The sequence below is a fragment of the Streptomyces sp. NPDC099050 genome (assembly GCF_044759865.1).
In the GTDB taxonomy this organism is placed as follows: domain Bacteria; phylum Actinomycetota; class Actinomycetes; order Streptomycetales; family Streptomycetaceae; genus Streptomyces.
In genome coordinates, this window is record NZ_JBIWAE010000005.1 from 348,857 (window position 1) to 362,568 (window position 13,712).

The window sequence follows — 13,712 nt, forward strand, 5'->3', positions numbered from 1 at the left end:
CCGGGAGCCGTCCGCCGGAGTAGCGCCGGGCGGGGCGGGGGAGTACGAGAGCGTGAGCGAATCCCCCGATCCCCGGCTGCCGTCCGCCCGCTCGGCCCCCGTCGTCCCGTACGCCTCCTACCTGCGGGTCTACGAGCCGCTGACGGCCTTCCCGGAGCCCGAGCGCACCCACTGGGCCGACTACGCCCGGCGCGGGGCCACCCCGACCGCCCAGGACGAACTGCGCCGGTCGCTGGTGGACTTGGTACGGGTGCCCGTGGTCGGTGTCCCGGCGCACGAGAGCGCGGACGCCTTCACCGCCGAGGTCGGCGGGGTCCTGCTGGTCTGCCCCTGGCGGACGAGGCTGCGCGGCTGGCTCGCGCTGGAGGAACTGGTGGCCGAGTTCCCGCTCCCGGTGCTGGACGCCGCCCTGCCCGCGGCCGCCCGCCGCCGGGCGGCCGAGGAGTACGAGGCCTGGCGCGGGCGCAATCCCGACGCGCGGCCGTGGATCCGTACGGCGGTCTGGCAGGTGCCGCTGCGCTGGTTCGTGCTGGTGTCCGACGAGGAGCGGGAGTACGTGCCGGGCGAGGGGCTGCGCTACCGGACGCCGATGGTGCAGGCCCGTCGCCGGCTCGCGCGGGCGCTGCGGACCCTGCGGGCGGCGGAGGGGTACGAGATGCTCGCCGAGGGTCTGGTGGAGGTCGGGAGCTGGCTGGAGGAGTTCCACCCCCGCTCGATGGTGGAGCTGGACTACGGAGGGCTGCTGCACGCCCTGGCGGCGGACCGGCTCGACGCCGACCACTCGGCCGCGGACCTGGCGGCGGGGCTCGCGGCCCTGCGGGCCGGGGACCGGGACGGGGCGGCGCGGAGGTACGGGGCCCTGGCGGAGCGGTGGCGGGCGGTGCGGGAGAGACTCTTCGCCAATTGAGCCGTTCCCGAGCCGTTCCCGATCCGCTCCTGAGCCGCTCCCGAGCCGTCCGGTTCCGGATCCCGGTCGAGTGGGCCGAGTGACCTGCGTGACCCGAGTAGCGACTCCGGGGGCGGTTGTCCATCCGTCGATCGGCCGAGCACGGAAGAGAACGGGCAGCTCAAGGCCGTGATGCCCTCTTTTGGGTCTTTGTTCCGGGACCTTCGTCCCGATACGGGCCATTGGCCCAAGCGTGACGGACCGCACTTTCTACACCCTTGCGCCCTTCCCCTACCCTCGTGCCAAAATAGGACAAGGAGTCCGGGGAGGGTTCCTTCCGTCCAACTAAGGGCGGAATGCTCGGTATTGCACTCTACGGGGGGTCTGACGACTCCTGATCGCTCTGTGACTGATCGTCACAGTGGGGTGACTGTCCGTTATGGGACGGTCCATCGGCTTCCGCCGCTGATGAACACCTCGGAGGGCAATTCCATCGGTTTGGCCGTCGAGGCTGGACGGATGGTGTAGTTGTAGTGCCGAGGACAAGCCGTTCGTCCTATAACCGACTCGGCCCGCGTATGTCCATTTCGGGCAACGTGGGCCAAGGTGCAGAATTTAGAGGAAAGAACCGAGATGGTTCGGTTCTCCCGAGGAGGCCGCTCATGACCGCTCGCACCCCTGATGCCGAGCCGCTGCTGACCCCGGCTGAGGTTGCCACGATGTTCCGCGTGGACCCGAAGACGGTCACCCGTTGGGCCAAGGCTGGCAAGCTCACGTCCATCCGCACCCTGGGTGGACACCGCCGCTACCGCGAGGCTGAGGTCCGCGCACTGCTTGCGGGAATTCCGCAGCAGCGCAGCGAGGCCTGAGGTTCCGCAGCACCACTTATTGCCGGGTCTATATCGGGTCCCCCAATCCGATGAGCCCCACAGAGCTTTGAAACGACCGGACCTGCCCCAACAGGTTCATCAGTCGTTCGATCGCGCTGGACTCCGCCGGGTCCAGCGCGATCTTTTTTATGCCCTGGTCAGGGCGTTATCGAGCTGATGTGCGGAGCCGGCGGGGGTGGGTGCAATGGCACATATAAAATCGAGCGGGCGTATGAGTCCCATAAAAGCGTGCGTCTCAAAAACACATGGGGTGACTCCCGTCACAGATGATCACTCTTGTGGATCAGGCAATGCACCCCGTAAAGGGGCGTGTCACGCAGAGCGCATCGGCCGAACGGGCGGTTTTCCGGGCCACGGGCCGAGGGGGCACGGGTGGACCCGTGCGGGCTCCGGAGGGGCCTTCGGGCGGGTTGGCGGCGGGAATTTGCCCGCAGGTGCGCGTCAGGCCTTCAGGCGGCCTCCAGGAGGCCTTCGGGGCGCTCGGGAGGGCCGGGTGGGGTGCCGGGTGCCTCAGGAGCCCAATCGGGGCCGTGGGGCGGGCTGGTGGGCGGGCTGGTGGGCGGCCTCATGCCCGGGTGTGGGCATCACGGCCGGGCGCCGGAAACGCATCAGGGCCCGCATCCTGAGGATGCGGGCCCTGATGATCTTGCGAACCTGACGGGACTTGAACCCGCGACCTCCACCTTGACAGGGTGGCGAGCTAACCAACTGCTCCACAGGTCCTTGATTTGCGGCCGCTGGGCGGCTGCGAATCAGACTGTACCGCAGCTCAGGGGGTGCAGTCGAATTCGATCACCGAGCAGGTCCCGGGGCGGCCGCGTCCACCGCCTTCACGATGCGCTTGTCGGAGATCGGATAGGCCGTTCCGAGGGCGTGCGCGAAGTAGCTGACCCGCAGTTCCTCGATCATCCAGCGGATCTCGGTGACCTCCGCCGGGACCGGCCTGCCCTTCGGCAACTGCTCCAGCAGCCACAGGTACTCGTCGCGCATCTCGTGGACCTTCTCCATGCGCGTGGTGTCGCGCTGGACGCCCGTGGGCATCTGCTGGAGCCGCCGGTCGACGGCCACCAGGTAGCGCATCAGGTCCGGCAGCCGGCGCAGTCCGGTCAGCGTGACGAAGCCGGCCGGCACGAGGGCCGCGAGCTGCGTTCTGGCGTCCTGGACGTTGGCCACCAGGGCGAGGCTGGCCGTGGTCTTCAGGCGGCGTTCGCAGGCCTGCCAGGCGGCCAGCACCTGCTGCACCTGCGTGATCGTCCGTACGGTCGTGTCCACCAGGTCGGTGCGCACGGCCTCGTAGAGCTTGCGGAAGCCCGCCTCGTCCCATGCCGGGCCGCCGTGCCGGGCGATCAGGTGGTCGGCCGCCGCGGTCGCGCAGTCGTCGAACAGCGCCTGGATGGAGCCGTGCGGATTGCGCGACAGCGCCAGCTTCTGCTGGTTGCTCAGGTGGTCCGAGGCGAACTTCGCCGGGTTCACCGTGATGTTGAGCAGGATGAGGCGCCGGGTACCGAGCCGCATCGCCTGCTGCTGCTCGGCCTCGGTGTCGAAGAGGCGTACGGAGACGCTCGTACCGGCGTCCACGAGCGCCGGGTACGCCTTCACCGGCTGGCCGGCCCGGCGGGTCTCGAAGACCTTGGTCAGCGTCCCGATCGTCCAGTCCGTCAGCCCGGTCTTCTCCACCGACTCCCCGCCCTCGCGCTCGGCGGTGGCCGCGGCGGCCTGCGAGAGGGCCTGGCGGGCCTTGGGCTTGAGCTGGATCCGCAGGGCCTCCAGGTCCTTGGCCTCGGCGAGGTTCTTGCGGCGCTCGTCGACGATCCGGAAGGTGATCTTCAGGTGGTCGGGGATCCGGGTCAGGTCGAAGTCCTCGGCGCTGACCGGTACCCCGACCATCCGCTGGAGCTCCCGGGCCAGCGTCACGTGCAGGGGCTCCTGCAGCGGGTGCGAGGTGGCCAGGAAGCGGGTCGCGAAGTTCGGCGCGGGCACGTAGTGCCGGCGGATCGGCTTCGGGAGGGACCGGATCAGCTCCGTGACCACCTCTTCGCGCAGGCCCGGGATCTGCCAGTCGAAGCCCTCGTCCGTGACCTGGTTCAGCACCTGGAGCGGGATGTGGACGGTCACGCCGTCCGCGTCCGCGCCCGGCTCGAACTGGTAGGTCACCCGGAACTTCAGGCGGCCCTGCGTCCAGGAGTCCGGATAGTCGGCCTTGGTGACCCCGGCCGCCTTCTCCGTCAGGAGCATTTCCCGCTCGAAGTCGAGCAGTTCGGGCTCGTCGCGCTTCTTGTGCTTCCACCAGGAGTCGAAGTGCGCCCCGGAGACCACGTGCTCGGGGATCCGCTGGTCGTAGAAGTCGAAGAGCGTCTCGTCGTCGACCACGATGTCGCGGCGCCGGGCCCGGTTCTCCAGCTCCTCCACCTCGGTGAGGAGCTTGCGGTTGTCGGCGTAGAACTTGTGGTGGGTCCGCCAGTCGCCCTCGACCAGGGCGTTGCGAATGAACAGATCGCGCGAGACCTCGGCGTCGATCCGGCCGTAGTTGATCTTCCGCTGGGCGACGATCGGCACGCCGTACAGCGTGACCTTCTCGAAGGCCATCACGGCCGCCTGGTCCTTCTCCCAGTGCGGCTCGCTGTACGTGCGCTTGATCAGGTGCTGGGCGAGCGGCTCCACCCACTCCGGCTCCACCTTGGCGTTGACCCGGGCCCACAGCCGCGAAGTCTCCACCAGCTCGGCCGACATCAGGAACTTCGGCTGCTTCTTGAACAGCGAGGAGCCGGGGAAGATCGCGAACTTGGCCGACCGGGCGCCCAGGTACTCGTTCTTGTCGGTGTCCTTCAGCCCGATGTGCGACAGCAGGCCGGCGAGCAGCGAGATGTGCACGCTCGTCTCGGGGGCGTCGGCCTCGTTGACGTGGATGCCCATGCCCTTGGCGACCGTACGCAGCTGCGAATAGATGTCCTGCCATTCGCGGATCCGCAGGAAGTTCAGGTACTCCTGCTTGCACATCCGGCGGAAGGAGGAGGAGCCGCGCTCCTTCTGCTGCTCCCGGACGTAGCGCCACATGTTCAGGAACGAGAGGAAGTCGCTCGTCTCGTCCTTGAACCGGGCGTGGTTCTGGTCCGCCTGCGTCTGCTTGTCCGAGGGCCGCTCGCGCGGGTCCTGGATGGACAGGGCCGCCGCGATGACCATGACCTCGCGGACGCAGTTGTTCTTGTCCGCCTCCACGACCATGCGGGCGAGGCGCGGGTCCACGGGGAGCTGGGAGAGCTGGCGGCCCATCGGGGTGAGCCGCTTCTTATGATCCTTCTCGTCCGGGTCGAGCGCGCCGAGCTCCTGGAGGAGCTGCACGCCGTCGCGGATGTTGCGGTGGTCCGGCGGATCGATGAAGGGGAACTTCTCGATCTCGCCGAGGCCGGCCGCGGTCATCTGCAGGATGACGGAGGCGAGGTTCGTGCGCAGGATCTCGGGGTCCGTGAACTCCGGACGGGTCAGGAAGTCGTCCTCGGAGTAGAGGCGGATGCAGATGCCGTCCGAGGTACGGCCGCAGCGGCCCTTGCGCTGGTTGGCGCTGGCCTGCGAGATCCGCTCGATGGGCAGCCGCTGGACCTTGGTGCGGTGGCTGTAGCGCGAGATGCGGGCGCTGCCCGGGTCGATCACGTACTTGATGCCGGGGACGGTCAGCGAGGTCTCGGCGACGTTGGTCGCCAGGACGATCCGGCGTCCGGTGTGCTGCTGGAATACCCGGTGCTGCTCGGCGTGCGAGAGGCGCGCGTAGAGGGGGAGGACCTCGGTCAGGCGGAGCTTGCGCTTCTCCAGCGCGTCCGCCGTGTCGCGGATCTCGCGCTCGCCGGAGAGGAAGACCAGGATGTCGCCCGGCCCCTCCGCCTGGAGCTCGTCCACTGCCTCGCAGATCGCGGTGATCTGGTCGCGGTCGCTGTCCTCGGAGTCGTCTTCGAGGAGCGGCCGGTAGCGCACCTCGACCGGATACGTGCGCCCGCTGACCTCGACGATCGGGGCCTCGCCGAAGTGCCGGGAGAAGCGCTCCGGGTCGATGGTCGCCGAGGTGATGATCACCTTGAGGTCGGGGCGCGTGGGCAGGAGCGTGGCGAGGTAGCCGAGCAGGAAGTCGATGTTCAGCGACCGCTCGTGGGCCTCGTCGATGATGATCGTGTCGTACGCGCGCAGTTCGCGGTCCGTCTGGATCTCGGCGAGCAGGATGCCGTCCGTCATCAGCTTCACGAAGGTCGCGTCCTGGTCCACCTGGTCGGTGAACCGGACCTTCCAGCCGACGGTCTGGCCGATCTCGGACTTCAGCTCCTCCGCGATGCGCTCCGCGACCGTGCGGGCCGCGATCCGGCGGGGCTGGGTGTGCCCGATCATGCCCCGGACCCCGCGCCCCAGCTCCATGCAGATCTTGGGGATCTGCGTGGTCTTGCCGGAGCCGGTCTCGCCCGCGACGATCACGACCTGGTGGTCGCGTATCGCCTCGGCGATCTCGTCCTTCTTCTGGCTGACGGGCAGGTTCTCGGGATACGTGACCTCGGGCTTCCGCGAGGCGCGCCCGGCCAGTCGCACGGCGGCCTTCTCGGCCTCCGCGCGGATCTCGTCGAGTACGGCCTGCTTGGCCTCGGGCTTGCGGATACGGCGGGCGCCTTCGAGGCGGCGGCCGAGGCGGTGCGCGTCACGGAGGGAGATCTCACCGAGAAGCGTCTGCAGGGCGGCGAAGGAAGTAGACATACCTGGTCGAGGATCTCACCCGTAGGTGCCGGGTGGCGAACGCATTTGTGGGGCCGACCCGTACCATTTCGGGACGAGTCAACCGAGCGTTACCCCGATGTGTCCCCCGACGTGTTCCCAGCGACGTCCCCCGTGACGTCTCAGCGACGTCCCCCGTGACGTCCCAGTGAGAGGCCGCCCACGATGTCCCGCAGCCGCCGCCTCCGGTGCGTGTTCGCGGTGCTGCTGGGCTGGGCCCTGCTGACGGGGACCTTCCAGGCGGCGGTCCCGGCGGTCCCGGCGGTCCCGGCGGCCCCGGCCGTCTCGGGCGCCGCTGCTTCCGCAGCCCTCGGGCAGGGGGCCGCGAGGGCCTCTGCTCCCGCGGAGCCGGGCTCCGCTCCCGCCGCGGCCTTCGCCTCCGGCGCTCCGGCCGGGCCCGCCTGCGCCCCGGGGTCCCCCGGCCGGGACGGCGTACCCGCCCTGCCGGCACGGGCCGGATCCGACCAGGCGCAGGCCCAGGCGCCGCCCGCGCGGCAGGGGCCCGAGGTGGAGGTCCCGGCCCGGGCGATACCCGTACGGGTCCCCGTACGCGGGCCCGGCCCGTCGGCGCCGTGCCTGCTGGAGCTGTCCGTGATGCGGGTCTAGGAGGACCGGCCGCATCGGCCGCCCGGTCCGTCCCCTCCCGTCCGCACAGCTCTGGAGCACCCGCATGCCCGCTTCCCCTTCCTCCCCTTCTTCCTCCTCTTCCTCCCGCAAGCCCCTGCTGATCTCCGCCGGGGTCGCCCTCGCCGCCGTCACCCTCGGCCTCGTCTCCTGGCAGGCCACCAAGCCCGATCACGGCGCCAACGGCACCGACCGCACCGCCCGGTCGTCCGTGACCTCCGCTCCGGAGGCCGGACCCGCCACGGATCCCGCCGCGCAGCTCAAGGCCCTGGCCCGCCGCGAGTCCGGCGACAAGCTCGCCGCCGGGCGGGCCGACGCCCCCGTCGTCCTGATCGAGTACTCCGACTTCAAGTGCGGCTACTGCGGAAAGTTCGCCCGCGACACCGAACCCGCGCTCGTGAAGAAGTACGTGGAGGACGGCACCCTGCGCATCGAGTGGCGCAACTTCCCGATCTTCGGCGCCGACTCCGAGGCCGCCGCCAAGGCCGCCTGGGCGGCGGGGCAGCAGGACCGCTTCGCGCAGTTCCACGCGGCCGCGTACGCCGAGGGCGCCAAGGAGAAGGGCTTCGTCGCCGAACGGCTGACCGAGCTGGCGCGCGAGGCCGGGGTGCCGGACCTGGAGCGCTTCGAGACGGACATGGCGGGGGAGAAGGCCGCCGCCGCTCTGGCGAAGGACCAGGAGGAGGGGTACCGCATCGGCGTCACCTCCACCCCGTCCTTCCTGATCAACGGACAGCCCCTCGCCGGAGCCCAGCCCGCGGCGGCCTTCGAGGCCGCCATCGCCAGGGCCAAGGCGCAGGCGGCCGCGAAGTGACCGACGCCGGATACCTGGCCGCCCTGCTCGGCGGCCTCCTCGCGCTGCTCAGCCCGTGCAGCGCACTGCTCCTGCCCGCCTTCTTCGCGTACTTCATCGACTCCACCTCCCGGCTGCTGGCGCGCACCGGGATCTTCTACGCGGGTCTCGCGAGCACCCTCGTACCGCTGGGGGCGGCCGGTTCGTACGCCGGACGGTTCTTCCACGGCAACCGCGAGGCCCTCGTACTCTTCGGCGGCTGGCTGATCATCGGGCTCGGCCTCGCGCAGCTCCTCGGCCTCGGCTTCGCCTCGCGGCGGATCTCGGAGCTGTCGGGGAGGATCCGGCCGACCACCGCCCTGTCGGTGTACGCGCTGGGCGCGGTCTACGGCCTGGCCGGCTTCTGCGCCGGGCCCATCCTCGGCAGCGTCCTGACGGTGGCGGCCGTCAGCGGCAGCCCGGTGTACGGAGGCCTGCTGCTGGCGGTGTACGCCCTGGGCATGGCGGTGCCGCTGTTCGTACTGGCGCTGCTCTGGGAGCGCTTCGACCTGGGACGCAGGCGCTGGCTGCGCGGCCGGGCCTTCTCGCTCGGCCGGCTCGAACTGCACACGACCTCGCTCGCCTCGGGCCTGTTCTTCATCCTGCTCGGCGCGCTGTTCCTGGCCTACGACGGGGCGAGCGCCCTGCCGGGGCTGCTCGACGTGGACGATTCCTTCGCGGTGGAGCAGTGGGTGCAGGCCGTGGCGGACGCGGTTCCGGACTGGGCGCTGCTCGGGCTGGTGGCCGTGGCGGCCGCGGGCGTGGGCCTGGTGCAGTGGCGCCGACGGGCCCGGGCGGCGCAGGTCCGCGGGGAATGACGAAGAAGGCCCCGTCCGATGGACGGGGCCTTCTCGTTCTCTGGTGGCTGGGGCCGGGGTCGAACCGGCGACCTATCGCTTTTCAGGCGATCGCTCGTACCAACTGAGCTACCCAGCCACGAAACCGTTTCCGGCTTCAGCGAACCTGACGGGACTTGAACCCGCGACCTCCACCTTGACAGGGTGGCGAGCTAACCAACTGCTCCACAGGTCCTTGCAATGTGCGAGAACAAGTCTCGCACACGGTATTGCGTACCCCCAACGGGATTCGAACCCGTGCTACCGCCTTGAAAGGGCGGCGTCCTGGGCCACTAGACGATGAGGGCTAAAGGCCCGCCGGGCACTTTCCAGCGCGTCGGGGACGTGAGAAGCATATGGGATCCCGGCGGCGATCGCCAAAACGATTCCCGCGGGCGGGTCCGGGGCGCTCCCGGAGCGGGCCCGGCTCGCGCCCGGGGCGCTCCCGGAGCGGGCCAGGCGGGGCCCGGCTCGCGCCCCGGGAGGTCAGCCCCAGCCGAGTTCGTGGAGCCGCTCGTCGTCGATGCCGAAGTGGTGGGCGATCTCGTGGACCACCGTCACGGCGACCTCGTGGACCACCTCGTCCGTGCTCCCGCACATCCGCAGGGTCGGCCCCATGTAGATCGAGATCCGGTCGGGCAGGACCCCGGCGTACCACTCGCCGCGCTCCGTGAGCGGGGTCCCCTCGTAGAGGCCGAGCAGGTCGGGGTCGTCGGAGGCGGGTTCGTCCTCCACGAAGACGGCCACGTTGTCCATGACCCGGGTCAGCTCCTCGGGGATCGTGTCCAGCGCCTCGGCCACCAACTCTTCGAACGCGTCACGCGTCATTTCCAGCACGAGGCCATTCTCCCGTGCCGCGGCCCGATTGCGGAGGCTCGTTAGCGGCGGGCCGGGACCCGCCGCGCGAGAATGGCCCGGTGTCGACATGTGAACCGCAGCGCCGGGTGCTCGCCGCCGTGGCGGCCGGCGGGGCGGCGGGCGCCGCCGCGCGGTACGGGGTCGGGCTGCTGTGGCCCGCCGCGCCCGGGGCCTTTCCGTGGGGCACCTTCTGGATCAACGTGGGGGGCTGCGCGCTCATCGGCGTCCTCATGGTGCTGATCAGCGAGGGCGGCCGGTCGGCGCGTCCGCTCGTACGGCCCTTCCTCGGGGTCGGCGTCCTCGGCGGGTTCACCACCTTCTCCACCTACGCCGTGGACTTCGCGCGGCTGCTCGACGCCGGTGAGGCCGGTACCGCGCTGGCGTACGCCGGGCTCACGGTGGCCGGGGCGCTGGGCGCGGTGTGGGCGGCGGCCGTGCTCACGCGGCGCGCGGTCGGCGACGGCCCGGGGCGGGGAGCGCGGCGAGGGGTGGGACGCGGATGAACTGGCTGATCGTCATGGTGGGCGCGGCCGTCGGCGCGCCCCTGCGGTACCTGACCGACCGCGCGGTACAGGCGCGGCACGACTCGGTCTTCCCCTGGGGGACCTTCGTCGTGAACGCGGCCGCCTCCCTGATGCTGGGCGCGCTGACCGGTGCGGTGCTGGAGGGGGCCGCCTCCTCGCGGCTGAACCTGCTCCTCGGCACCGGGCTGTGCGGGGCGCTGAGCACCTACTCGACGTTCTCCTACGAAACGCTGCGCCTGGCCGAGCGGGGCTGGAAGTTCCTGGCCGCGGCGAACGTGACGGCCTCGGTGCTGGTCGGGCTGGGCGGGGTCACGCTCGGTCACCAGGTCGCTGGACAGTTGTTCGCCTGACGGCGCGTCCCTCGCTCTCCTTGGGGCGCGCTGGGGCGTGTCCCTTACGGGGCGCGGGGAGTTGGGCACATCGACCCGCTCATCGCGGACCCTTGCCAGCGTTCCGGAGGTGCCCCGTGCGCCAGTTGTCCGCTTCCCTCCGCTCCTCGCGTCCCTCCCGCTCGCTCCGGCTCGCCGTCGCCGCGCTCGCGGTGGCGGCGACCGCGGGATGCATGAGTGTCGGGGAGGACGCCGCCAAGCCCGGGCCCTCCGCGTCGACGGGCCTCCAGGGCGGCACGTCCGGCGGCGGCTCCTCGTCCGGCAAGAGCGTCGGGGGCCAGGGCGGCGGCCACGGCCCGAAGGGCGGTACGGGGAGCCAGGACGGCAAGGCCGGAGGGCCCGGGACCACCTCCGGCGCGGTCGGGGCCTCCCCCAGCCCGGGCGCGCCGGCCGGTCCGCCCGGGGCTCCCTCGCCGTCGGCCGGTCCGGGCGGCGGAGCGGGCGGCCAGGGGCCCCAGCCCCCGCCGGGCGGTTCCGTGTCCGGCTCGGGATCCGGTGGAGGCGGCTCCTCCGGCGGCCAGCCCGCCTCCCCGACCCCGGAGCCGCCGACTCCCGAACCGCCGGTCCCCACTCCGCCAGTGACGGAACCCACACCGCCTCCGGAGTCCCCGCAGCCCGAGCAGTCGCCCGATCCGGGCACGCAGCCCTAGGCCCGGTCCCGGCTCGAACCCGGCCCCGTCCGCCCGCCGCCGCACTGGCGGGCGGATGGTGTTTCCGCAGGTCAGCGCCGTCTTCGGGGGAGGGACTTGCCAGACCCGGGGGAGGGTGCGTATGGTTATAGATCGTTTGATCCCATTGCCCGGCGCCGACTCCGAAGAGCGCCGTGTGGCGCGTACTCTCCCCAACCGTGGCTGACCGCATTGAGGCGGTCGATTTGCGATTCACGGAGTTTGGGCGCGTGCCGAGACTCCGGAAGGTTTCGCATTTCGCATGTCCATTTCCAGTTCTGACCGTTCCGTCATGCCCGAGAACGACTCCAACGAGATCGTCGACGCCGAGACCCTCGCGGTCACCGAGGCCCTTGAGGCCGTCGTCACCGACGAGATCATCGAGGCCCTCGAGGCCGACGTGACGAACCACGAGTCCGACGAGTCCGACGAGTCCAGCGACTCCTTCGAGGACTCCACCGAAGACTTCAACGACGACTCCGCCGACGACTCGGCCGACGAGGCCGACGCCGACGCCGAGCCCACCCTGACCTTCGGCGACCTCGGTCTGCCGGACGGCATCGTGCGCAAGCTCGCGCAGAACGGCGTCACCGCGCCCTTCCCGATCCAGGCCGCGACCATCCCGGACGCCCTGGCCGGCAAGGACATCCTCGGCCGTGGCCGCACCGGCTCCGGCAAGACCCTCTCCTTCGGTCTGCCGACCCTGGCCTCGCTGGCCGGCGGGCACACCGAGAAGAAGAAGCCCCGCGCGATCATCCTGACGCCGACGCGTGAGCTCGCGATGCAGGTCGCCGACGCTCTCCAGCCCTACGGCGACGTCCTCGGCCTCAAGATGAAGGTCGTCTGCGGCGGTACCTCCATGAGCAACCAGATCTTCGCTCTGGAGCGCGGTGTCGACGTCCTCGTCGCCACCCCGGGCCGTCTGCGCGACATCATCAACCGCGGCGCCTGCTCCCTGGCGAACGTCCAGGTCGCGGTCCTCGACGAGGCCGACCAGATGGCGGACCTGGGCTTCCTGCCCGAGGTCACCGAGCTGCTCGACCAGATCCCCGGCGGCGGCCAGCGCATGCTCTTCTCCGCCACCATGGAGAACGAGATCGGCACCCTGGTCAAGCGCTACCTGACCAACCCCGTCACGCACGAGGTCGACAGCGCGCAGGGCAACGTCACGACCATGACGCACCACGTCCTCGTCGTGAAGCCGAAGGACAAGGCGCCGGTCACGGCCGCCATCGCCGCCCGCAAGGGCCGCACCATCATCTTCGTCCGGACCCAGCTGGGCGCCGACCGCATCGCCGAGCAGCTCATCGAGTCCGGTGTGAAGGCCGACGCGCTGCACGGCGGCATGACGCAGGGTGCCCGTACCCGCGTCCTCGCCGACTTCAAGGACGGATACGTCAACGCGCTCGTCGCGACCGACGTCGCCGCCCGCGGCATCCACGTCGACGGCATCGACCTGGTCCTGAACGTGGACCCGGCCGGCGACCACAAGGACTACCTGCACCGCTCGGGCCGTACCGCCCGCGCCGGCAAGTCCGGTGTCGTCGTGTCGCTGGCGCTCCCGCACCAGCGCCGCCAGATCTTCCGCCTGATGGAGGACGCGGGCGTCGACGCCTCGCGCCACATCGTCCAGGGCGTCGGCGCCTTCGACCCCGAGGTCGCCGAGATCACCGGTGCCCGTTCGCTGACCCAGGTCCAGGCCGACTCCGCGAACAACGCCGCGAAGCAGGCCGAGCGCGAGGTCGCCGACCTCACCAAGCAGCTGGAGCGCCTGTCGCGCCGTGCCGTCGAGCTGCGCGAGGAGGCCGACCGTCTGGTCGCCCGCTCCGCGCGCGAGCGCGGCGAGGACCCGGAGGCCGCTGTCGCCGAGGTGGTCGAGGCCGCCGAGGCCGAGGTCGCGGCAGCCGTGGCCGAGCCGGTCGCCGAGGAGCGCCCCGCGTTCCAGAGCCGTGACGACCGTGGCAACTACGAGCGCCGTGACAACCGTCGCGACGACCGTGGCGACCGTGGCGGCGACCGTGGCGGCTTCCGCCGTGACGACCGTGGCGACCGCGGTGGCGACCGTGGCGGCTTCCGCTCCGGTGGCGACCGTCCGACCGGTGGTGGCTTCCGTCGTGACGACCGCCCCTCGGGTGGCTTCAACCGTGACGACCGCGGTGGCGACCGTGGCGGCTTCCGCTCCGGTGGCGACCGTCCGGCCGGCGGTGGCTTCCGCTCCGGTGGCGACCGTCCCGCCGGTGGCGGCTTCCGCTCCGGTGGCGACCGTCCCGCCGGTGGCGGCTTCCGCTCCGGTGGCGACCGCCCCTCGGGTGGCTTCAACCGTGACGACCGCGGTGGCGACCGTGGCGGCTTCCGCTCGGGCGGCGACCGTCCGACCGGTGGTGGCTTCCGTCGTGACGACCGCCCCTCGGGTGGCTTCAACCGTGACGACCGCGGTGGCGACCGTGGCGGCTTCCGCT

General features: G+C 71.1%; 11 protein-coding genes and 4 tRNA genes. 9 read left to right on the plus strand and 6 right to left on the minus strand.

Features of this window, described 5'->3' with window-relative positions; genetic code table 11:
• The first annotated feature begins 52 nt into the window (after nt 1-52).
• Both ACIQV3_RS11905 and bldC read left to right on the plus strand, forming a co-directional pair.
• Nucleotides 53-907 carry a hypothetical protein gene (locus ACIQV3_RS11905; protein WP_403712219.1) on the plus strand — a complete coding sequence of 285 codons (855 nt, stop codon included), beginning with the start codon at nt 53-55 and terminating at the stop codon, nt 905-907.
• A 641-nt stretch (nt 908-1,548) separates the two neighbouring features.
• Entirely contained in the window at nt 1,549-1,755 is a 207-nt protein-coding gene (gene bldC / locus ACIQV3_RS11910) for a developmental transcriptional regulator BldC (RefSeq protein WP_003949541.1), read from the plus strand.
• A 670-nt stretch (nt 1,756-2,425) separates the two neighbouring features.
• Here bldC and ACIQV3_RS11915 read toward each other — a convergent pair.
• Both ACIQV3_RS11915 and hrpA read right to left on the minus strand, forming a co-directional pair.
• Nucleotides 2,426-2,499 (minus strand) — tRNA-Asp (locus ACIQV3_RS11915).
• Between the two features lie 69 nt (nt 2,500-2,568).
• Nucleotides 2,569-6,504 (minus strand): ATP-dependent RNA helicase HrpA, encoded by a 3,936-nt coding sequence (hrpA, locus tag ACIQV3_RS11920; RefSeq protein WP_403712221.1) that lies wholly within the window; start codon nt 6,502-6,504, stop codon nt 2,569-2,571.
• A 183-nt stretch (nt 6,505-6,687) separates the two neighbouring features.
• Here hrpA and ACIQV3_RS11925 point away from each other — a divergent pair, with 183 nt between their 5' ends.
• The 3 genes from ACIQV3_RS11925 (at nt 6,688) to ACIQV3_RS11935 (ending at nt 8,796) form a co-directional block, all read left to right on the plus strand.
• On the plus strand, nt 6,688-7,128 hold the full coding sequence (locus ACIQV3_RS11925) for a hypothetical protein (protein WP_403712223.1): 441 nt from the start codon (nt 6,688-6,690) through the stop codon (nt 7,126-7,128).
• Nucleotides 7,129-7,192: 64 nt separating this feature from the next.
• A complete protein-coding gene (locus ACIQV3_RS11930; RefSeq protein WP_403712225.1) occupies nt 7,193-7,960 on the plus strand; it encodes a DsbA family protein in 768 nt (255 codons plus the stop codon).
• Entirely contained in the window at nt 7,957-8,796 is an 840-nt protein-coding gene (locus ACIQV3_RS11935) for a cytochrome c biogenesis CcdA family protein (protein WP_403712227.1), read from the plus strand. Before ACIQV3_RS11930 ends, ACIQV3_RS11935 begins: the two co-directional genes overlap by 4 nt.
• A gap of 41 nt (nt 8,797-8,837) precedes the next feature.
• Here the strand turns inward: ACIQV3_RS11935 and ACIQV3_RS11940 are convergent.
• From ACIQV3_RS11940 to ACIQV3_RS11955, 4 genes are all read right to left on the minus strand, one after another.
• Nucleotides 8,838-8,914 (minus strand) — tRNA-Phe (locus ACIQV3_RS11940).
• 22 nt (nt 8,915-8,936) lie between these two features.
• Nucleotides 8,937-9,010, minus strand: a tRNA-Asp gene (locus ACIQV3_RS11945).
• Between the two features lie 39 nt (nt 9,011-9,049).
• Nucleotides 9,050-9,122, minus strand: a tRNA-Glu gene (locus ACIQV3_RS11950).
• A 178-nt stretch (nt 9,123-9,300) separates the two neighbouring features.
• Nucleotides 9,301-9,651, minus strand: coding sequence for a metallopeptidase family protein (locus ACIQV3_RS11955; protein WP_403712229.1), 351 nt, complete (start codon nt 9,649-9,651; stop codon nt 9,301-9,303).
• 80 nt (nt 9,652-9,731) lie between these two features.
• Here ACIQV3_RS11955 and ACIQV3_RS11960 point away from each other — a divergent pair, with 80 nt between their 5' ends.
• The 4 genes from ACIQV3_RS11960 to ACIQV3_RS11975 all read left to right on the plus strand — a co-directional run.
• Entirely contained in the window at nt 9,732-10,175 is a 444-nt protein-coding gene (locus tag ACIQV3_RS11960) for a CrcB family protein (RefSeq protein ID WP_403712231.1), read from the plus strand.
• Entirely contained in the window at nt 10,172-10,546 is a 375-nt protein-coding gene (locus tag ACIQV3_RS11965; RefSeq protein WP_403712233.1) for a fluoride efflux transporter FluC, read from the plus strand. The genes ACIQV3_RS11960 and ACIQV3_RS11965 overlap by 4 nt, the downstream gene beginning before the upstream one ends.
• A gap of 116 nt (nt 10,547-10,662) precedes the next feature.
• Nucleotides 10,663-11,235 (plus strand): hypothetical protein, encoded by a 573-nt coding sequence (locus ACIQV3_RS11970; protein WP_403712235.1) that lies wholly within the window; start codon nt 10,663-10,665, stop codon nt 11,233-11,235.
• 280 nt (nt 11,236-11,515) lie between these two features.
• A partial coding sequence (locus ACIQV3_RS11975) for a DEAD/DEAH box helicase (protein ID WP_403712237.1) occupies nt 11,516-13,712 on the plus strand: 2,197 nt, incomplete at its 3' end.

Excerpts from the sequence above, each read along its gene's own strand:
- hrpA (WP_403712221.1), bottom strand. The coding sequence starts at position 6,504 with ATGTCTACTTCCTTCGCCGCCCTGCAGACGCTTCTCGGTGAGATCTCC.
- bldC (WP_003949541.1), top strand. The coding sequence starts at position 1,549 with ATGACCGCTCGCACCCCTGATGCCGAGCCGCTGCTGACCCCGGCTGAG.
- ACIQV3_RS11930 (WP_403712225.1), top strand. The coding sequence starts at position 7,193 with ATGCCCGCTTCCCCTTCCTCCCCTTCTTCCTCCTCTTCCTCCCGCAAG.
- ACIQV3_RS11965 (WP_403712233.1), top strand. The coding sequence starts at position 10,172 with ATGAACTGGCTGATCGTCATGGTGGGCGCGGCCGTCGGCGCGCCCCTG.
- ACIQV3_RS11925 (WP_403712223.1), top strand. The coding sequence starts at position 6,688 with ATGTCCCGCAGCCGCCGCCTCCGGTGCGTGTTCGCGGTGCTGCTGGGC.